17 protein-coding genes and 1 tRNA gene are annotated in these 17,028 nt (G+C 61.3%); 6 read left to right on the top strand and 12 right to left on the bottom strand.

The window, feature by feature from the left end; translation table 11 throughout:
• Window positions 1-317: 317 nt before the first annotated feature.
• Window positions 318-764, bottom strand: coding sequence for a PaaI family thioesterase (locus PQU94_RS17920; RefSeq protein ID WP_272742798.1), 447 nt, complete (start codon window positions 762-764; stop codon window positions 318-320).
• 39 nt (window positions 765-803) lie between these two features.
• On the opposite strand from PQU94_RS17920, the gene PQU94_RS17915 reads away from it, so the two are divergent.
• From PQU94_RS17915 to PQU94_RS17895, 5 genes are all read left to right on the top strand, one after another.
• A complete protein-coding gene (locus PQU94_RS17915; protein WP_272742797.1) occupies window positions 804-1,052 on the top strand; it encodes a DUF3253 domain-containing protein in 249 nt (82 codons plus the stop codon).
• Window positions 1,053-1,273: 221 nt separating this feature from the next.
• Window positions 1,274-2,407 carry an MlaE family ABC transporter permease gene (locus PQU94_RS17910; RefSeq protein ID WP_272742796.1) on the top strand — a complete coding sequence of 378 codons (1,134 nt, stop codon included), beginning with the start codon at window positions 1,274-1,276 and terminating at the stop codon, window positions 2,405-2,407.
• Window positions 2,407-3,216, top strand: coding sequence for an ABC transporter ATP-binding protein (locus PQU94_RS17905; protein WP_272742795.1), 810 nt, complete (start codon window positions 2,407-2,409; stop codon window positions 3,214-3,216). The genes PQU94_RS17910 and PQU94_RS17905 overlap by 1 nt, the downstream gene beginning before the upstream one ends.
• 71 nt (window positions 3,217-3,287) lie before the next feature.
• A complete protein-coding gene (locus tag PQU94_RS17900; protein WP_272742794.1) occupies window positions 3,288-4,250 on the top strand; it encodes an MlaD family protein in 963 nt (320 codons plus the stop codon).
• Complete coding sequence (locus PQU94_RS17895) at window positions 4,250-4,930, top strand: ABC-type transport auxiliary lipoprotein family protein (RefSeq protein WP_272742793.1); 681 nt, start codon at window positions 4,250-4,252, stop codon at window positions 4,928-4,930. Before PQU94_RS17900 ends, PQU94_RS17895 begins: the two co-directional genes overlap by 1 nt.
• A 38-nt stretch (window positions 4,931-4,968) precedes the next feature.
• Here the strand turns inward: PQU94_RS17895 and spbR are convergent, their stop codons facing one another.
• Window positions 4,969-6,120: a SpbR family protein gene (gene spbR, locus PQU94_RS17890; RefSeq protein ID WP_272742792.1), complete on the bottom strand. Its 1,152-nt coding sequence runs from the start codon at window positions 6,118-6,120 to the stop codon at window positions 4,969-4,971.
• Between the two features lie 189 nt (window positions 6,121-6,309).
• On the opposite strand from spbR, the gene PQU94_RS17885 reads away from it, so the two are divergent.
• Entirely contained in the window at window positions 6,310-8,076 is a 1,767-nt protein-coding gene (locus tag PQU94_RS17885; RefSeq protein ID WP_272742791.1) for a sensor histidine kinase, read from the top strand.
• 132 nt (window positions 8,077-8,208) lie between these two features.
• Here PQU94_RS17885 and PQU94_RS17880 read toward each other — a convergent pair whose 3' ends face one another.
• The 10 genes from PQU94_RS17880 to PQU94_RS17835 form a co-directional block, all read right to left on the bottom strand.
• Complete coding sequence (locus PQU94_RS17880; protein ID WP_272742790.1) at window positions 8,209-9,075, bottom strand: transglycosylase SLT domain-containing protein; 867 nt, start codon at window positions 9,073-9,075, stop codon at window positions 8,209-8,211.
• 63 nt (window positions 9,076-9,138) lie between these two features.
• Window positions 9,139-10,221 (bottom strand): NAD(P)/FAD-dependent oxidoreductase, encoded by a 1,083-nt coding sequence (locus tag PQU94_RS17875; protein ID WP_272742789.1) that lies wholly within the window; start codon window positions 10,219-10,221, stop codon window positions 9,139-9,141.
• Between the two features lie 124 nt (window positions 10,222-10,345).
• A tRNA-His gene (locus tag PQU94_RS17870) sits at window positions 10,346-10,421 on the bottom strand.
• Between the two features lie 106 nt (window positions 10,422-10,527).
• On the bottom strand, window positions 10,528-11,304 hold the full coding sequence (locus PQU94_RS17865) for a M48 family metallopeptidase (protein WP_272742788.1): 777 nt from the start codon (window positions 11,302-11,304) through the stop codon (window positions 10,528-10,530).
• A 142-nt stretch (window positions 11,305-11,446) separates the two neighbouring features.
• A complete protein-coding gene (locus PQU94_RS17860) occupies window positions 11,447-12,160 on the bottom strand; it encodes an energy transducer TonB (protein ID WP_272742787.1) in 714 nt (237 codons plus the stop codon).
• Window positions 12,161-12,514: 354 nt separating this feature from the next.
• Window positions 12,515-13,165, bottom strand: coding sequence for an energy transducer TonB (locus tag PQU94_RS17855; RefSeq protein ID WP_272742786.1), 651 nt, complete (start codon window positions 13,163-13,165; stop codon window positions 12,515-12,517).
• 83 nt (window positions 13,166-13,248) lie between these two features.
• On the bottom strand, window positions 13,249-13,686 hold the full coding sequence (locus tag PQU94_RS17850) for an ExbD/TolR family protein (RefSeq protein WP_272742785.1): 438 nt from the start codon (window positions 13,684-13,686) through the stop codon (window positions 13,249-13,251).
• Between the two features lie 6 nt (window positions 13,687-13,692).
• Window positions 13,693-14,562, bottom strand: coding sequence for a MotA/TolQ/ExbB proton channel family protein (locus PQU94_RS17845; protein WP_272742784.1), 870 nt, complete (start codon window positions 14,560-14,562; stop codon window positions 13,693-13,695).
• A 750-nt stretch (window positions 14,563-15,312) separates the two neighbouring features.
• A complete protein-coding gene (locus tag PQU94_RS17840) occupies window positions 15,313-16,641 on the bottom strand; it encodes a lytic murein transglycosylase (RefSeq protein ID WP_272742783.1) in 1,329 nt (442 codons plus the stop codon).
• An 80-nt stretch (window positions 16,642-16,721) separates the two neighbouring features.
• Entirely contained in the window at window positions 16,722-17,024 is a 303-nt protein-coding gene (locus tag PQU94_RS17835) for a winged helix-turn-helix domain-containing protein (protein WP_272742782.1), read from the bottom strand.
• Between the last annotated feature and the right edge of the window lie 4 nt (window positions 17,025-17,028).

The following is a 17,028-nucleotide window of genomic DNA, read 5'->3' as shown; positions in this document are numbered from 1 at the left end:
GGCGGGCGTGGTCGATCTGATCATCTCGACGCTCGGCGTGTTTGAGGTCAAGCCCGACGGCTCAGGCCTCGTGCTGGTCGAACTGGCCCCAGATGTCACCCTCGACGACATCGCCGCCCGGACACAGGCCACCTATGAGGTCGCGCTGCGTTAAGGGTTGGAAGATCAGCCACGAACAACACGAAAAGCACGAACGGCGACGTTCATCCTTCGGCGCGAAGCGCCAAGCGTATCTCTGGGCGGCTCAATAATGGCCCTTCGGGCAAGATCAATACCGCAGCCTTTGGTGCTTTTCGTGTTTTTCGTGGCCAAAATCCTTAGGCCCCCGACTTGCTGGCGCGCTTGATGACGCCGGAGAAGGTCATGACCATGCGGTCGCCGACCTTGATCTGACCCCGGCCGAAGATGGTCGATTGACCAGCACGGGTAATCTCACCGGTGGCAATCACGATGTCGCCCAGATTGCCGGGGCTGAGGAATTGCGCATCCAGTTGCATGGTCACGCCGCCTGAGGTTTGCAGATTGTCCAGCGCAAAGACGTACAGCGCCGTATCGGCCAGCGACAGCAGGCAGCCGCCGTGCATGATACCGCCGCCATTGAGGTGTCTCTGTTCGACCTTCAGCGCCACCTGCATTGTGCCATCCGCGCCGGGCAGATAATAAAACGGCCCGATATGGTTGACATAGTCGTCATGGAAGGGCGAAAGGAACCACCCTTTGAAATCGCCGTCCTTGACCTGAAGGGGTTTGGGCTGATCGGCCATTGCATACCTCGTTTCAAACACACAAGAAGATTGGGCCCCATGTCGAACCCGGTGGAAGAGCTGATTATCGAACTCCTGACCGAGTTGGGAGATAAGGAAACCTTGAGCCCCAATCAAGTCGCCAAAACTATAAACGCCGAAAACTGGCGGCGTCAGTTGCCGCAGGTGCGCGCCGCCATCGGGCAACTGGTCGAAGCCGGGCGCATCGAGGTGGTGCGCAAGGGCAAGGTGGTCGAATTCGACGGCATCCGCGGCATCTGGCGTATCCGTCTGGCGGGTGCGGAATAACCACATTACCCCACTCCTGCGCCTCTTTGACGGGCGTGTTCGTCATTACGCTGCGCAATTCCCTCAGAGTACGATAGACTGCCCGTCAAAGGACAGGACTGTCCTTACGGAAAGGGAGTGCCTATTGTCTCCTTATTTCCGGAACCTTATCTTTTCGGCGCTATATCCGCTATGGATTGAAGAGTGGCGCGTAACGCGTTTTGCTTTTACCCTCAGGTTTGATGTCGAAGGCTGATTTTAAAATTGAGACGCCGCCGGGTGGGGAGGCAAGGGTCGTCAGCCTGACAGGGGACTGGACCGCCATCGGCCTGCGCGACGCGGGCGAGCGCCTGAAATCGGCGCTGAAATCCGCGCAAGAGATTCGCATCGAGACCCAGTCGCTGACCGGCTTCGATACGGCCGGGGCCTATGCCCTGCGCGCTGCCCTGGGGGAGCATGGCGACGATGCCCTGTTTGCCGACGATCCGCGCATCGGTGCTGTCTATGCGCTCATTCGCGACATTCAGCCGAAGGTGGTCGAAGCGCAAAAGGCAACGGCGCAGCAAAAGCCCAATCCGATCATTGCCCGACTGGCCCGACTGGGCCGCCGGACCGAAGAGGGCTTAAAGGATCTGGGCGACCTGAATATCTTTATCGGACATCTGGTCGTTACCGCCTTCCTGTCGATCATTACGCCGGGACGCATCCGCTGGACGCCGCTCGTGGCTCAGATGCAGCAGGCGGGTTTCGGTTCGCTGATGGTCGTGTGCGTCACCAACTTCTTTGTGGGTGCAGTGATTGCCTTTCTCGGCATCCTACAGCTTCAGCAGTTCGGGGCCGCGGTCTTCGCGGTTGAGCTGATCGGCATTTCGGTCCTGCGCGAATTCGGTCCGGTCATTGCCGCCGTCCTGATCGCCGGGCGCTCAGCCTCGTCCTTCACCGCTGAAATCGGCGCCATGAAGATGAATCAGGAAATCAGCGCCATGCGCGTGATGGGGATCAACCCGTTCGACGCCCTGATCTTTCCACGCCTCGCCGCGCTGATCCTGACCATGCCGCTGGTGACCTTCGCCGGGTCCATGGCGGGTCTGTTCGGCGGCTTTGTCGTGGTGTGGGCGCAACTGGGCTATGGGCCGCACTTCTTTTCGATCCGCATGACGGAATATGTGCCGTTCGTGAATTTCTTTGTCGGCATGATCAAGGTGCCGCTGTTTGCCATTGCCATCACCATTATCGGTTGCCGACTGGGCATGAACGTCACCGAAGACGTCATTTCGCTGGGCCGTCAGGTGACGCGCGCCGTGGTGCAGGCCATCTTCACAATTATTCTCATCGACGCCATCGTCGCCATGATGTTCAACGGGTTTGACTTCTGATGACCGAAGCCCCCTCACCCGTCTCCACCCCGGCCGCACCGCCCATCGTTATCGAGGGGTTGCGTAACCAGTTCGGTTCCAACATCGTCCATGACAATCTCGAACTGACGGTCGAGCGCGGCAAGGTGATCGGCGTCGTCGGCGGTTCCGGTACCGGCAAGACGGTGCTGCTCAACTCGATCCTTGGCCTGCAAAAGCCGTCCAAAGGCGCTATTCACCTGTTCGGCAAGGACATCACCCGGCTTAACGAGAAACAGTTGCGCCTTATGCAGTCGCGCTTTGGCGTTCTGTTCCAGAGCGGTGCTCTCTTTTCGGCGCTCAGCGTCATTGAAAATGTCTGTGTGCCCCTAACCGAATATGCCCGGCTGAAACCGGCTCAGATGCGCGAAATCGGCCTGATGAAGATGGCGCTGGCAGGTTTGCCGCTCGACGCCGCCGACAAGCGGCCTTCGGAACTGTCGGGAGGCATGATCAAGCGCACGGCGCTGGCGCGCGCCCTGGTGCTCGATCCGGAGCTTCTGTTCCTTGATGAGCCGACCGCCGGCCTCGACCCCATCGGAGCGGCGGCGTTCGACGCGCTGATCCGCGAACTTTCCGACAGTCTGAACCTGACCGTCTTCATGATCACCCACGATCTCGACAGCCTTTACGCGATCTGCGATGAAGTGGCGGTGCTGGCGGACAAGCGCGTGGTGGCGCAGGCCCCACCGAGCGTGCTGGAACAGTCGGACCACCCGTGGATACATGAGTATTTCAACGGCCCGCGCGGCCGGTCTTCGCAAAGCCGGGGTACAGGAGACGCGTCATGACCTGCCGAGTTTGTGTCCACGCCAACACGGCGAGCCTGAACGCTACACGCGCCGTGACGAGAGGAAAGTAAATGGAAAGACAGGCCCATTATGCGGTTGTCGGACTGATCACGCTGGTGCTCACGGCGGCGGCCTTTGTCTTTGCCTTCTGGCTGATCCAAGGCAGTTTCAACGAAACCTATTCGGAATACGACGTCGTATTCAATTCCTCCGTTAACGGCCTGACCGAGGGGGGCGAAGTGCATTTCAACGGCATCAAGGTCGGTGAGGTGCGCGAACTGCGGCTCGGGAAGGCCAATACGGCTCAGGTGATCGCCACTGTACGCGTCGATTCCACCACGCCTGTGCGCGTCGATTCCACCGCCGTGCTGGAGCCGCTGGGCGTGACCGGTCTCAATTACATTCAGATTTCGCCGGGCTCCAAAGAGGCCGCGCTTTTAAAGCGCGCGCCGGGTCTTGGGGCCCCCAATCCGGTCATTCGCGCGACCGAAAGCCGGCTGGACAAGCTGCTGGCCGGGTCAGGCGGCGTGATCGAAAGCGCCTATGAGTCGCTGAACCGCATCAACCGCCTGATGTCCGACGAAAATCTCAACGCCTTCTCCAAGACGATGAAAAATATTGAGGACATCACCGGCGATATCGGCGAAGTGACCGAAGACCTCAAAAATCGCAAGCAACTGCTCGATGACGCCCATGAGGCCATCGTGCAGGCCGGTATCGCGGCGGAAAACCTGTCGAAGCTGGCCAATTCCGCCGATGTTCTGGTCAAGGATCGTGTGCCCCAGACCATGAACCGCATTGACGAAGCGGCGGCGCAACTGGCCAATGCGGCCACCGAGGTGGCCAACCTGTCCAAGGCGGCGCAGGGCCCGATCAATGAGGTGTCGGAAACCACCCTTCCCGCCCTGTCGGACAGCCTGCGCAACCTCAATCAGGCGACCCGCTCGGTCGAAGATCTGGTCGAAGAGGTTCGCGCCAGCCCGCAGGGTCTGCTCGACAAGCCCAAAGCCAAAGAGAGAAAGGTCAACCCGTAATGATGACGCGCACCACACGCCGCTCTCTGGCCCTCAGTCTGCTGACCGCCGGGCTGGCCACCGGACTGACCGGCTGCATCACCCTGCTGCCCGAAGTCAAACCGGTTCAGCTTTACAGCATCCGCTTCAATCCGGCCCTGCTGGAAAAGGGCGATGTCAAGGCACCGCCCGCCTCGCCCGACGCCAAACCGGTCGATGTTTTCGTTAATTTCGACGGTTTCCCGCGCGCGTCGGCCGGTGACCGCATCGTCACTACCGAAGGCAATGAGGTGTCCTTCGTGTCCGGTGGCCGCTGGGCCAGTACCGCCCAGGGGCAGTTCCGCGACCTGATGTCCGAAGGGTTCGCCCGTCAGGCCAGCCCCGAAGTGCGCCTCGGCGATCAGGGACGCTTGTCCGGTGACTACCGCCTCGACGTCACGGTCCGCCGCTTCGAAGCCGCCTACGCCAAACGCCGCCCGACGGTCATCGTGGCGCTGGATGCCCGGCTGGTCCGCCTGAAGGACCGGCAGGTGATGGCGGAAAAGTTCATCGCCTCAGAAGTCGCCGTGCGCAAGGGCAATCTCGCCCCGCTGATCGAAGGGTTTGAAACCGCCGCCTCGCGCGTGACGGTGGACCTAATCGGCTTTACGGAGACGGCGGTGGCCGAAGCCAAAGCCAGAGAGACAGTCCCGGCTCAATAACGAAAAAGCCCGGTTTTACGACCGGGCTTTTTCTTTGGTCAGGCGGCTTGCAGGCCGGACTTCGCCCCCCGGCGGCGGCCACGCGCGTCGCGGTCAAGACGCTCATAGAGATAGATCAGATCTTCGCGCGGCGCGAACGGCACCTGCGTCAGGAAGCGTTCGATCATGCGTGCCTGAAAGCGCATCACGTCCGGATCGGCGTTTTCACTGGCCAGCGCATGGTAGGTGTCCACCGCGATACGGAAGGTCTGGAACATGCGCGCCGGCAGGCCCGCCCGATCATAGATGGCGCGCAGGCCCAGAGCCCCGGCATCATGCACCATCAGCCAGCAGCGGTCATGTGGGACGCCCGACAACTCGGCGAGCGCATGTTCGAAAAAGACCATATGGCCGCGCGCCAAAGCCCGCAGGATCAGGGATGGCGTCATGCGTCCGGCGATCACCAGGTGACGGGCCAGAGCCGCCGGATCACGGCTGGCGCCTGTCTGGTCGGCGACATCCAGCGTGGCGCGTTCCTGCGTCGCCTCGGTAATCTGCACCGCCGTTTCCGGCTGAATGGCATGCCGCGACACCAGTTGTTCCTTCAGCGACTGACTGACCAGATGGATCAGTTTTTCGGTGACGGACACAGGCAGGTGCGGACGATTGACCAGCGTGTTCTGCACGACTTCGGAGTCGCCAAAGCGGTCCAGAACCGCCGTCATCCCGCTGTCGCTGAAGACGGCCTGCGTATTGGCGCAGGCAATCACCACGGCCTCCTCCACCCCGTGCTGCGCCAGAGCGGTCGTCACCGGCTCGGACAGGGTTTCGCGGCGCGCCACCGCGATCTGACGCACCGGCCCGCCGGAGCGGATGATTTCGGCCAGGTCCTCATCGGTAAAGACGGGGGAATAGCTGAGGACCGGCACGGCGACCGATTGCACGTCACGGGACAGGCGCACCGCCACATCGTGCGGCAGAAGGCTGGAGGTACGCAGCGTCACCGCCAGCGACTTGCGCACCAGTTCGGCGGCGTCGTCGGCCAGCAGACGGATGATTTCCTGTGCCGCGGCGCGCTCGACCTCGCTGAGTTCGCTGCGCTCCATCAGGCGACACACCTTGTGCGTGGCCACGGCGCGGTCATCGGCATTGTCACTGCGCACCAGTCGGGCGACATCCGTTTCGGAAAGCAGGCTACGCGAAGCGGTCATGGGAAAGGTCCTGACAATTTCGCACCGCACGAGTCATTGCGGCGCGCTTATGCGGATTGTCCGCCCCGCCCCTTAACGAATACTTACCAAAGTCCCTGCGGCAGGTGCACTCCGCATCAAAAGTTAATTTTTTCGAGCCCTGCCCGGTTCGGTAACGGGACCGCAATCAGTTTGCGCCATAGTCTGTGCATGTCCGAGTTCACGCCCGCCGCCGCCCTGTCTGATGACCAGATCGTCCTTGATTACGGTCTTAGGGCGCAGGTGCGTCTGCTGCCTTATGCGCTCGGCTTTTTCGCCACCGGGCTGCCCGCCTACATCTGGGGCGCCAACTATTTCATGTCGCCGCTGGAAATCGCGCTGAATATCGCGCTGTTCGCCTGCGTCTGGGCGGCCTTCTTCCTGCTCAAGCCGTCGCTGAAAACCGACGAATGTCCGACCCGCCACAGTCTGAATGTCCGGTTGCGTCGCCAATGGCTGTGCGGGGCGTTGTGGGCGCTGAGCCTGCTCGTCGCCTCCTTGAGCTGCATTGGGGGCGGTCAGGCGGCGCAGGTATTTGCCACGCTCTGTGCCGGCGGCGCCGTCGGCATTATCTTTTTCAGCGCCCCGGTCCTGCTGTTTCTGCTGACACTGGCCCCTCTGGCCATGGCGGGCCCAATACTGGCGCTTAATCTCACCCATCCCGACGGCGAGTGGACGGGGCTGGTCACCGGCGGTCTGGCCATGGCACTGGCTCTTGGGCTGATCATGAACCGTCACCTTCAGGAACACTATCACCTTACCTTTGCCCAGCGGCGCACGCTGGAAGAACGCGAAGCCGCCCTTACGGCGCGCGACAGCCTGACCCGCGATCAGATGGCCCTGATGCAGACCCTGTCGCGCGAAATCGCCACGGGCCTGCGCAGCGTGGACCAGACCCTGGGGCAAGGCCTGTCGCACCTTAGCCGCGCCCCCGCGCCGCGCCACTTTGTCGAAAGCGCGCGCAGTGAGATCGAACACCTGCTGGGCCTGATCACGACGACGCTGGACGAGGATGAGGCCCGTTCCGGCCAGATGATACTGGACCCGCGCCCGCTCGACCTTGAGGGCCTGATCCGCCACGTCACTGCCGGATTTCACGACATGGCCGATGCCAAGGGGCTGGACCTCACCCTGACCCTGCCGCCATCCCAAAATACCGGTGCCGCGATCGGCGATGCGGTGCGCGTCGAGCAAATACTCTCGCATCTTCTGGCCAATGCCATCCAGTACACGCCCAAGGGCAAGGTCGAGGTCAAACTGCTGCCGCCCGCAGACGGGCGGTTACGTCTGGAGGTGGTGGATTCGGGACCGGGGCTGGAAGCGGATGAACTGCACCGCGCCTTCCTGCCGCATGAACGGATTGCGCGCACCTCCGCCGGCTATTCAGGGGCCGGGTTGGGGCTCAACCTGTCGCGCCGTCTGGCCGAGCTGATGCATGGTGAGGTCGGCGCGCAGAGCACGCCGGACGTCGGCTCGAAATTCTGGATCGACCTGCCCTATGACGCCACCGCCACTGTCCCTCGCCCGGTCGGCGCGCCCGAAACGGATGTCCCTAAGCCCGTCAGGGGTCTGAAGGTCATGCTGATTTCCAACGACTCCCTGCGGTCTGTCGAATTGCGTGACACGCTGGAAGGACTGGGTCATCGCTGCCTGACCGCCACCACGCGCCCGCGCGCCGTCTCGCTGGCCGCCAAGGGGGATATTGACGCGGTGCTGATCGCCACAGGGGCGTTCGAGGATCTCGACAATGACAGCCATCGTCAGAAGCTGTCGGAGTGGCTGGAGCGGCTGCGCGCCACGCAGGCGCGTGAAACCCTGACCATTCTGGCCCTGCTGCCCGACGGTCAGCAGGCGGAGCCGCTGAGCGCCCTCGGTGTGCGCCCCCTGCTGCTGCCGCAATCCGAAGACGCCCTGCGCCGCGCGCTTACGGCCAGCTAGATCGTAGTTTTTTTAGAGGAACCGAAGGCGCGAGAGCGCATTCCGAAAAGTGTGCAACGGTTTTCGGAATCAAATGCGCGACAAAACAAAAGGTTAGAGCGAAATTTCGATTCAACCTAAACGAAATTCGCTCTAGACGAAGCCGCTGCCGCCCCCCTCTTCGCGGGCTTCCTTGTCTGGCCCGAAGGCAGACAAAAGCTGGGTGGCGAACAGCAGGCTCTGATCGCCCGCTCCGCTGCCAAAGGCGATATTCAGCAGTTGCGCTTCGGACTGTACCCGTTGCAGACGCGCCAGCAGAAAGCCCTTATTGTCGCCCTCCGGCAGCATACCGCTGTCCGTCTCGTCCGGCAGGTGCATCTGCACGGTGCCACCGGCCTTTGAATTGAGATTGGCCATAAGCTGCGCCGCGCTGACAGGCGCCCCATTGCGGTAAAAGATCGAGCGGTTGGCATTGGCCGCCGCGGGAAACAAAGCCGCTGCGGTCGCCCCCGGACGGCGTTCCACCGCCTCAATCAGATTAGCGGCCCCCGCCGGCCCCAGAAAATGCGCCGCATAAAGCTCACCGGCGGTCGGGTTGCGTCCGGTGCGCCCTTTCAGATAGGCGGCATTGCCTGCGGTCATTTCAGCCGCCATGGCCGCCGCAGCGTCCTGATTGTAACGCAGGCCCAGCACCTGCTGACGCGCCTGGGCATCGGCTACGTAGTACTGACCATTGCCGCCCTGTCGGATGGCGTCGGCATAGCCGCCATAGCCATGCTTGCCGCCGTGCTTCTTGATGGTGGCCAGCCATGTCTGCTCAATGAACTGAAACAGGCCCGCCGCCGAAGAGGTCGGGGCCTTGGCATTGGGGTTCAGAGAACTTTCGCGCTGCGCGGTCTTCAGCAGGTAAGAAAAATCCACACCCGTCCGCTGGGCCGCCCGCGTAATGGCGGTAACCACACTCTGCTTTCGCGGCGACAGGCCGGAAGAGTCGGGGACAGGGGACGCGGGACCGGACATGGATAGAGCGCATTAACCAAAAGATGGGCAAATTTTGCCCGATGGAGGTTAACGAGGTGTGAATCAAAAGCGCTGTGGGGCGTAGGCCTCGGCCCCTTCCGGCGGTTCCTGTCCGGTGATCAGCGCCGTCAGAACGCTGGCCGCATAGGGGCCATATATCCAGCCATTGCGACGCATACCGGTCGCCACATAGACACCGCTGGCGTCGCGTCCGATCATAGGCCAGTGATCGGGGGTGGCCGCCCGCACCCCGACGCGCGGCGTAACGCCCTCAAGCGCCGCAACGGTCGAAGGCGTGAATTTGCGCGCCTTGTCTTTCAGCGAGTCGATGACTCCGGGCTCCACCGCCGCATCCGCCCGGCCCGCCTGCATGGTGGCGCCAAACTTGGTCAGACCGTCCAGAAACACCCAGTAGCCCCAGGGCGAACGCACCATCCGCCCGGCCAGAGCGGAGTCGCTGCGCCCGTCGCGGTCGAGCAGATGGCCCTTGATGGGCATCAGGGCTTTCAATGACGGCACAGCCTCCGCAAAGGCTGCCGCACCATAGCCCGCGCAGACCGCCACATGCCCGGCTTCACAGATCGTGCCGTCAGACAGAACTACGCTGCGGGGGGCGACCTGCACCACCTCTGCGTCGATCCAGCGCCCGCCGCGCGCCTCGAACTGCGTTTTCATAAAGGCCAGTACGGGCGCAGCTGCCATCAGCCACTCGCCGATGATCTCGATCCCCTGAAGGGGGGCCTGAAACCCCAGTCGAGCGAGGTCGTCTTCGGCCATCACCTGCCCCTTGGCACCCAGAGCGGTAAAGCGCGCCATCATGTCGTCGGGCGACGGCCCCGCCTCACCCGACCACACCCAGACGGCAGGCTGCGCCATTTCAAGGATTTCCGAGAGACCCAGATCAGCGGCAAAGGCCGGCCAGTGCTTTTGCGCCGCGACATAGCGGGCATAGGACAGATCCGGCTGCGGTTCGGTCAGAGCCTCCATCGCCGGGGCAATCATGCCCGCCGACAGGGCCGAGGTCGTATCTTCGACCCGGTCTTTGGCGATCAGGGTCACCGCCAGCCCGTAATCCAGTGCGCGCAGGGCGACGCTGAGGCCGGTAATGCCGCCTCCGATGACGATAAGGCTGAAAGACGAAGTCATGAGCAGATCCTTTTCAGGCCTGCCTTATATCCCGATTTGCCCGCAGGACCAGAGCACACGCGGCCCTTGCGTCAATCCGTCCGTTGACGACCAGGTCCGAGGTTTTTGGGGAGCTTTATCACGATGGTACCGTCTGCTGGTTTCGAACCAGCTACCTCCAGAGCCACAATCTGGCGCTCTACCAAGTGAGCTAAGACGGCAGACCATCGTGAGGGCCGATCCTCTAAACCGCGACGGCCCTCCGATCAAGGGGTAATTTCACCCGCCAGCGCAATAAACGTTGAAAAAACCGCACATCCGGCGGGCCTACTTGTAGCCCTTTGACTGGATATAGGTTTCCAGTTGCGCGATGCGCGTATTGTCCGACGGGTGGGTCGAAAGGAATTCCGGCGGCTTGCCCTGATTCAGAGCCTGCATATTGCGCCACAGGGCGATGGACTCCGAGGCCTTGTAGCCCGCCTTGACCATGATATCGACACCGATCCGGTCAGCCTCCAGTTCGTGCTTGCGCGAATAGGGCAGCAGAAGCCCCAGTTGCGCGCCCATGCCGCCGTAATTGGCGATGATCTGCTGGGTACGGCCCGATGTGGCTCCGGCAGCGGTTTGCAACGCGATCTGCGTGCCCACCTGCTGCGAATAACGTTCAGCCGCGTGCTTGCCCAGCACGTGCGCCGTTTCGTGACCCAGAACCGCCGCCAGCTGGTCGTCATTCTTGACCACCTTGAACAGGCCGGTATTCACCCCGACCTTATTGCCGGGGATGACGAAGGCGTTGGGCTGATCGTCCTGAAAGAGCACATATTCCCACTGATTGGGGTTATACCCTGCCGCCGCAACGATTTTGGCACCGACCGTCTTCACCCGGCGGTTCAGCGCAGCGTCGCTGGAGATTTTCGAGGTCCGCATCAACTCCTGCCACCCTTGCAGCGCTGAGGGCTCCAGATCGGCATTATCCACCAGCAGGAACTGGCTGCGGCCGAGGGTGTCGTTCGTTTCGCACGCCACCAGAGTCCCGGCGACCGCAATCAGGGCGGCAAAGGTCAGACTTTTCGGGCTCAGGATGGATTTCAGACGCGCAGGCATGGACAGCTCCCTCGGATTTTTCCTGAAACATAATGGCGTGTCAAAAGGGGACGGTCAATAAATGCCGGCCGCTGACGCATAAGCCGCACGTAAAAAGGCCTCCGGAAAACCGGAGGCCTTTGGACAGATATGGGCATCGCGCCTATTGGAGAGCAAAGCCCATCTTGACGCGCATGGTGGCACCGACCTCGACCGCTCCATTGGAGGTATCGGCGCGGCCCTTGGCTTCCACGGCACGCACCGCCGCATCTCCGAATCCATAGCCTCTGGGGCTTTCGGAAAGGACCTCGCACTTTACCCGGCCCTTGGTATCGCGCACCGTACAGGCGAGCGTTGCCGCCCCTTCGACCTCGGCATCCATGGCACGGGCCGGGTAGTATTCCAGCAAGGTGGCCGAATCGGGGAAGCGCGACCACACCGCCTTGACATAGGTAGGGCCAGTCGCCTGGACCGGGCCGCTTTCAACCACCGGGCCGGGTTGCGCCGAATAGCTGGTCACGGGGCCAACGGTTTCGGGAAAACTGGTCGGCGTTTCTACCACAGGCAATGGGTTTTCAACCGGCTGTGAGATATGGTCCGGGGTATTCAGGCGAATGGGCGGGCTCTGCGTTCTGGGCTTTTCGACAACAGGGGCAGGTTTCGGCTCGATAATCACCATCGGTGCTTCCATCACCTTGGTGCCATCCGGTGTTTCGGCTAGTTTTACTTCAAAGCGCTCATGGATGATGTAGGCCGCCAGCCCCAGATGGACAAGGGTGGCCACGGCGATACCCATCACGACGGGAGGTGACAGACGCTTTTGCGCGGGCGTTTGAAACAGCGGGTTACGGGTCGGGGGGATGAGAGCGGATGCCATGCGGGGGTTTCCTTTCCTGATTATCCGCGCCTGTCCGGAAAGCAGGCAACGGTCGGCGGCCGAGCGGGGTCGGCATGTTTTTCGATGTATAGGCCCCGGCTTCTCAAGGCCCCCTCGCCTCAGAACGTTCACGGGGTGATAGGACGATCCGATCACTTAGCGAAACATATCACTTAGCAATGTTAAGTTCAAATGCCTTTTTCGTGATCACGGCATAGGTAACCGGAGCGACCGCATCCGTCCGTTCAGTACACCACCTCTTTCCGCTATCGTGCCTGCCTGTCGCATAGGAAACAGGCAACAAAAAAGCCCCCCGGCGAGACCGGAGGGCTTTTCTGAATAAGGATCAGGAACCTATTGCAGGGTCCACTTGAAGCGGAACTTCTTGTGGTCGCCGTCACGAAGTTCACCATCGGTGCCCTTCTTGATCTTGGCGTAGCGCATAAAGCCCTTCACGGTCGCCGCACCGAAGCCATAGCCCGCAGGCTTTTCGCTTTCGACGCTACAGCCCGTGATCTTGCCTTCCGAGCTGAGGACGCAGTCAATGGTGACTTCGCCTTCAACTTCCGCGTCCTGAGCACGCGGCGGGTAGAGGTCAAGCATCTGGTCCGACGTCGGCGGCGTCCATTGAGCCGTCGTGTAGCGCGGACCAGCGGGAACGACCGGAGCCGGAGGCGGCGGAGGTCCCGGGACGATTTGCGGCGGCCCCTTATACTCGACGCGGTCTTCCTTCTTCGTCGCTTCGATCTGGATCGGAGCAGGCGGCGGAGGTGCGTCGGTCTGGATCACCGGTTCGCGAACCTGCAGCTTCGGCGGAGGCGGAGGCATGTCAGGCGGCGGGGGCGGCGGCGGCGGTGGAGGCGGCGGGGGCGGCGCCAGATCTACCAGTTCGGTATCAATCTTGGTGTCCTCATATTCCACCGGCTTGATTTCGAACTTTTCGTGATAGATGTAGTAAGCCAGTCCCACGTGGGCCACGATCGCCACGCCAATACCGACGAACAAGGGCGTTTTGTCCTTGTTAATCGGGGGGTCGAGAATAGGATCTCGACGCCTGTGGGGGGTCTCTTCCATAGTCTCAGGCCCTCTTACTTGTTACCATCTTCACCGATCAGAGCAACGCTGTAGTAGCCATTGTCCTGAAGGGCATTCATCACCTGCATGAAGTCCGCATAGCGGGTCTTGCGGTCGCAACGAATGAAGATGCGCTCCTTGTCCGGATCACGTTTGCCGACCTGAATCTTCATGTCAGCGCCGAGATCAGCCAGAGACGTCTGATGATCACCGATGAACACACCGCCATCCTGCTGGATGGAGATATAGATCGGCTTGGGCGGGTTTTGTTGCGGCGGGGCGACGGCTGTCGGAAGGTTCACCTCGATCGACACGGAGGCCATGGGAGCGGCCACCATGAAGATAATCAGAAGAACCAGCATGATATCGACGAACGGCGTAACGTTAATTTCGCTGTTCTGCTCGATATGAAACTTCGAGCCGCCGCTGCCAGAGGATAGCTTGGCTCCCATGAGTACTTACGCCCCTTTGTCGAGTTGACGCGACAGCGAGTTCATCAGTTCCGAAACGAATTGCTCCGAACGAGTACCGTAGGCAGCGATCGAGGTGTTGAAGATGTTGTACATGACGACGGCCGGGATAGCGGCAGCCAGACCGATACCGGTGGCGAGCAGGGCTTCAGCGATACCCGGAGCCACGACGGCCAGGTTGGTCGTACCCGAGTCAGCGATACCGATGAACGAGTTCATGATGCCGTAAACCGTACCGAACAGACCAACGAAAGGCCCGATCGAACCGGTCGAAGCGAGGAAGGTCAGGCCACCCGACAGACGCTTGGCCAGACCGGCCTGAACAGCGTTGATCGAGGACGAGGCGCGGTGCAGGGTCGAGTCGCGGTGCTCGCCCGAAACCTGAAGGCCGGCTTGCTTCGAGATCTGGATTTCTTCGGTGGCGACGGCGGCCATGTCGGCCATCGGGTTGCCAGCGAACTCGTCCGAGGTCGAGATGCGGTTGATGTCGGCGATCGAACGGGCGCCGCGGAAGGCTTCGAGATAGTTGTTCGAAGACTTGTTGAGCTTCGCGAAGAACATCAGCTTGATGACCAGGATGGTCCAGGAGATGACGGACGCGAGGATCAGGCCGATCATGACGGCCTTAACGACCGGCACGGCCTGCATGAACATCGACGAAACGGTGATCTTGCCATGGCCGCCCGAAGCGGACGAGGTGGACGACTCTTCGGCAGCAGCCGGAGCGGCAGCGGCCGGAGCTTCGGCAGCGGCAGGCGACGTAGCCGCAGCCGCGGCGGCGATCGTCGGAACGCTCACGAACAGCGCAGCGGCGCCGAGCAGAGCAATGAGCGGATTGTGTTTCTTGTGTTCGAGCATTTTTCGCCAATTCCTGAATAAGGATAACCCCCGGTAGGAGGGCTGACCAAGGATTTCGGGGGCAGCGTGAACCCCCTGGTTTAAGCCTAAGACATGTTTAGAACGCGGACCACGCCAGTGCATGTTTCCCTTCTGGGGTCGCATGTCCCGTCGTGAACCTCTCTTGTGTTACGCACCGTTACGGATCTTCGCCCGCATCCGGCTGCGCTGCGCACAAACCTTTGTCCCTGCCCTGCCGGATGACCGGGCATGGACGATCCCTCTGTTACACCAATGGTTACAAAGTGATTTGCGGACTAAAAAAGCAATCCTCCCTCACCCCGTCAAGGTGCTTATCGTGCCACCGCGCGTAACATTTGGGCCACAGGCAAGCCTTTTTGTACGAGTTTATGCTAAAAACCCAAACATGTCCGATAGTTAAGGCAAAGGATGCGCGATGGAATATTTTCTCGCCTGATGAATTTTTTTTAATTCGGCGACGAAACCCTCGACAATCTTGCGCCGGAAACGCGAAAAACCGGTCGGTTTCAACGCTATGTGTCAAATTTATAAAGACGTTTTTACGAACCCGTTGACCCCATCTGTTTCAAAAAGACGGCGGATTCGCGGCGTCTATCGCCCGGCATTGCGTGAAAGATACCGCTATCATCGGTAAAAATTTACCCGGGGCGGGAAATTTTCCCGCAATGCAGCAATTGACCGTGTTCGGAAGGTATGGTGACGCCTTGGGAACCTGGGCTTCGAGAGGGTTCAGCGCCCCGACGGCCCCAGTATGGTGTAGCCGCTCACCTTGGCGGACAACTCGCTGGCCAGTTCGTAGCTGAGATAGCCATCCGCCACGCGGCCGTTGGCCTTCTGCCATTCGCGCAGCGCCTTGCGGGTGCCGATGCCGATTACGCCATCGACGGTCCCGGCATTGAAGCCCGCCGTGTTGAGCGCCGTCTGGACATTCTTGCGCATGGCAAGGGACAGGGGCTGCTCGTCCGGCCACGGCGTCTTCAGCGGAGCGCGTCCGGCAATCCCGTCGGCATTCAGCCCCACCGCCAGCGCATAGGCCGTAGAATTATTGTATTTGCGAATGGCGAAATGATTGGGGAGGGCCAGAAAGGCCGGCCCTTTGGCCCCCGACGGCAGAATCAGCACGGCCGGGGCCGTCTTCTCGCTGGCGTTCCAGTTGCCGCCGTCGGCACGGACCACGCCCTTTTGCGCCCACCAATCCGGCGTCTGGCTTTCAGTCTCGGCCAGATAGTAGTCGAAATCCGCCGGGAGCGTCACCTCAACCGCCCAGGCCTGCCCCGGACGCCAGCCTTCGCTTTTCAGCAAATTGGCCGCCGAGGCCAGGGCGTCCGAATCGGAGGTCCAGATATTGACGTGCCCGTCGCCGTCACCGTCCTGCCCCAGTTTCAGATAGTTTTCCGGCAGGAACTGGGTTTGCCCCATTGCCCCCGCCCACGACCCCTTCAGCTCCTGACGGGTGGATTTGCCACTCTTTATAATAGACAGCACACTGAACAACTGTGACTCGGCCCAGTCGCGGCGACGCCCGTCATAGGCAAGAGTCGCAAAGGCGGTCACCACGTCGATATCGCCCTGAACGCGGCCATAGTCGCTTTCCATCCCCCAGACACCCGCCAGTATTTCCCGCGGCACGCCATAGCGCGCCTCAATGGCGGCGATATCCGGATTGGCATTGACCCGCTCGCGCCCGGTCTGGATGCGCGCCGCCGAAACGGCATTTTTCACATAGGAGGATATGGGTTTGGAAAATTCCGGCTGACCGGTATCGGCCCTGACCACGGCCTCTTTCGGCTGCACATCGGCCAGCAGACCTTCGACAAAGGCGCGATCATAGCCTCTGGCCACCGCCTTGCTGACGAAGGCCTCACGCCAGTCGGCAAAGGTCGCGTAAGTGACCGGGACGGAGGCCGGGGCAGGCTTCGCAGGCGTCTGCGACCTATCCCCCGTCTGGGCGGTTTCAGCGCGCGGCGGCTGCGGCTTGTTCTCGATGGATGTCGGTACGCTGGAGGCCGTCGAGCAGGCCCCAAGGAACAGACACAGACTGAGCACACGCCGCTTCATACAGATCATCCTTCCGATACAGGCGCGAATCTTAGCCTTGGAATGATGTCATTTCCAAGCGCAAAGCGGTAAACAAGACGTTATGAGCGCTTTTCGACCAGCCCGGACAACACCTCTATGTAGCGGGCAAAGGCCTGCCGCCCGGCCGGTGTGATGTGCACACGCGTCAACGGCTTCTTCCCCTGATAGCCCTTGATGATCTCGACATAGCCCGCGTCCTCCAGCTTGGACAGATGCACCGACAGGTTACCCTGCGTCGCTTCGAGCACGCCTTTCAGCTCGTTGAAATCGGCGGCTCCGGCATCGGCCAGATAGGCCATGATCCCCAGCCGCAGGCGGCCGTGGATCGCATCATCCAGCCGGTTGACGTCAAAGCCGCTCATGCGC

This window comes from Asticcacaulis currens, assembly GCF_028550395.1.
In the GTDB taxonomy this organism is placed as follows: Bacteria; Pseudomonadota; Alphaproteobacteria; order Caulobacterales; family Caulobacteraceae; genus Asticcacaulis; species Asticcacaulis currens.
The sequence above is the reverse complement of the archived record's forward strand: the minus strand, read 5'-3'. Positions and strand labels throughout refer to the sequence as shown.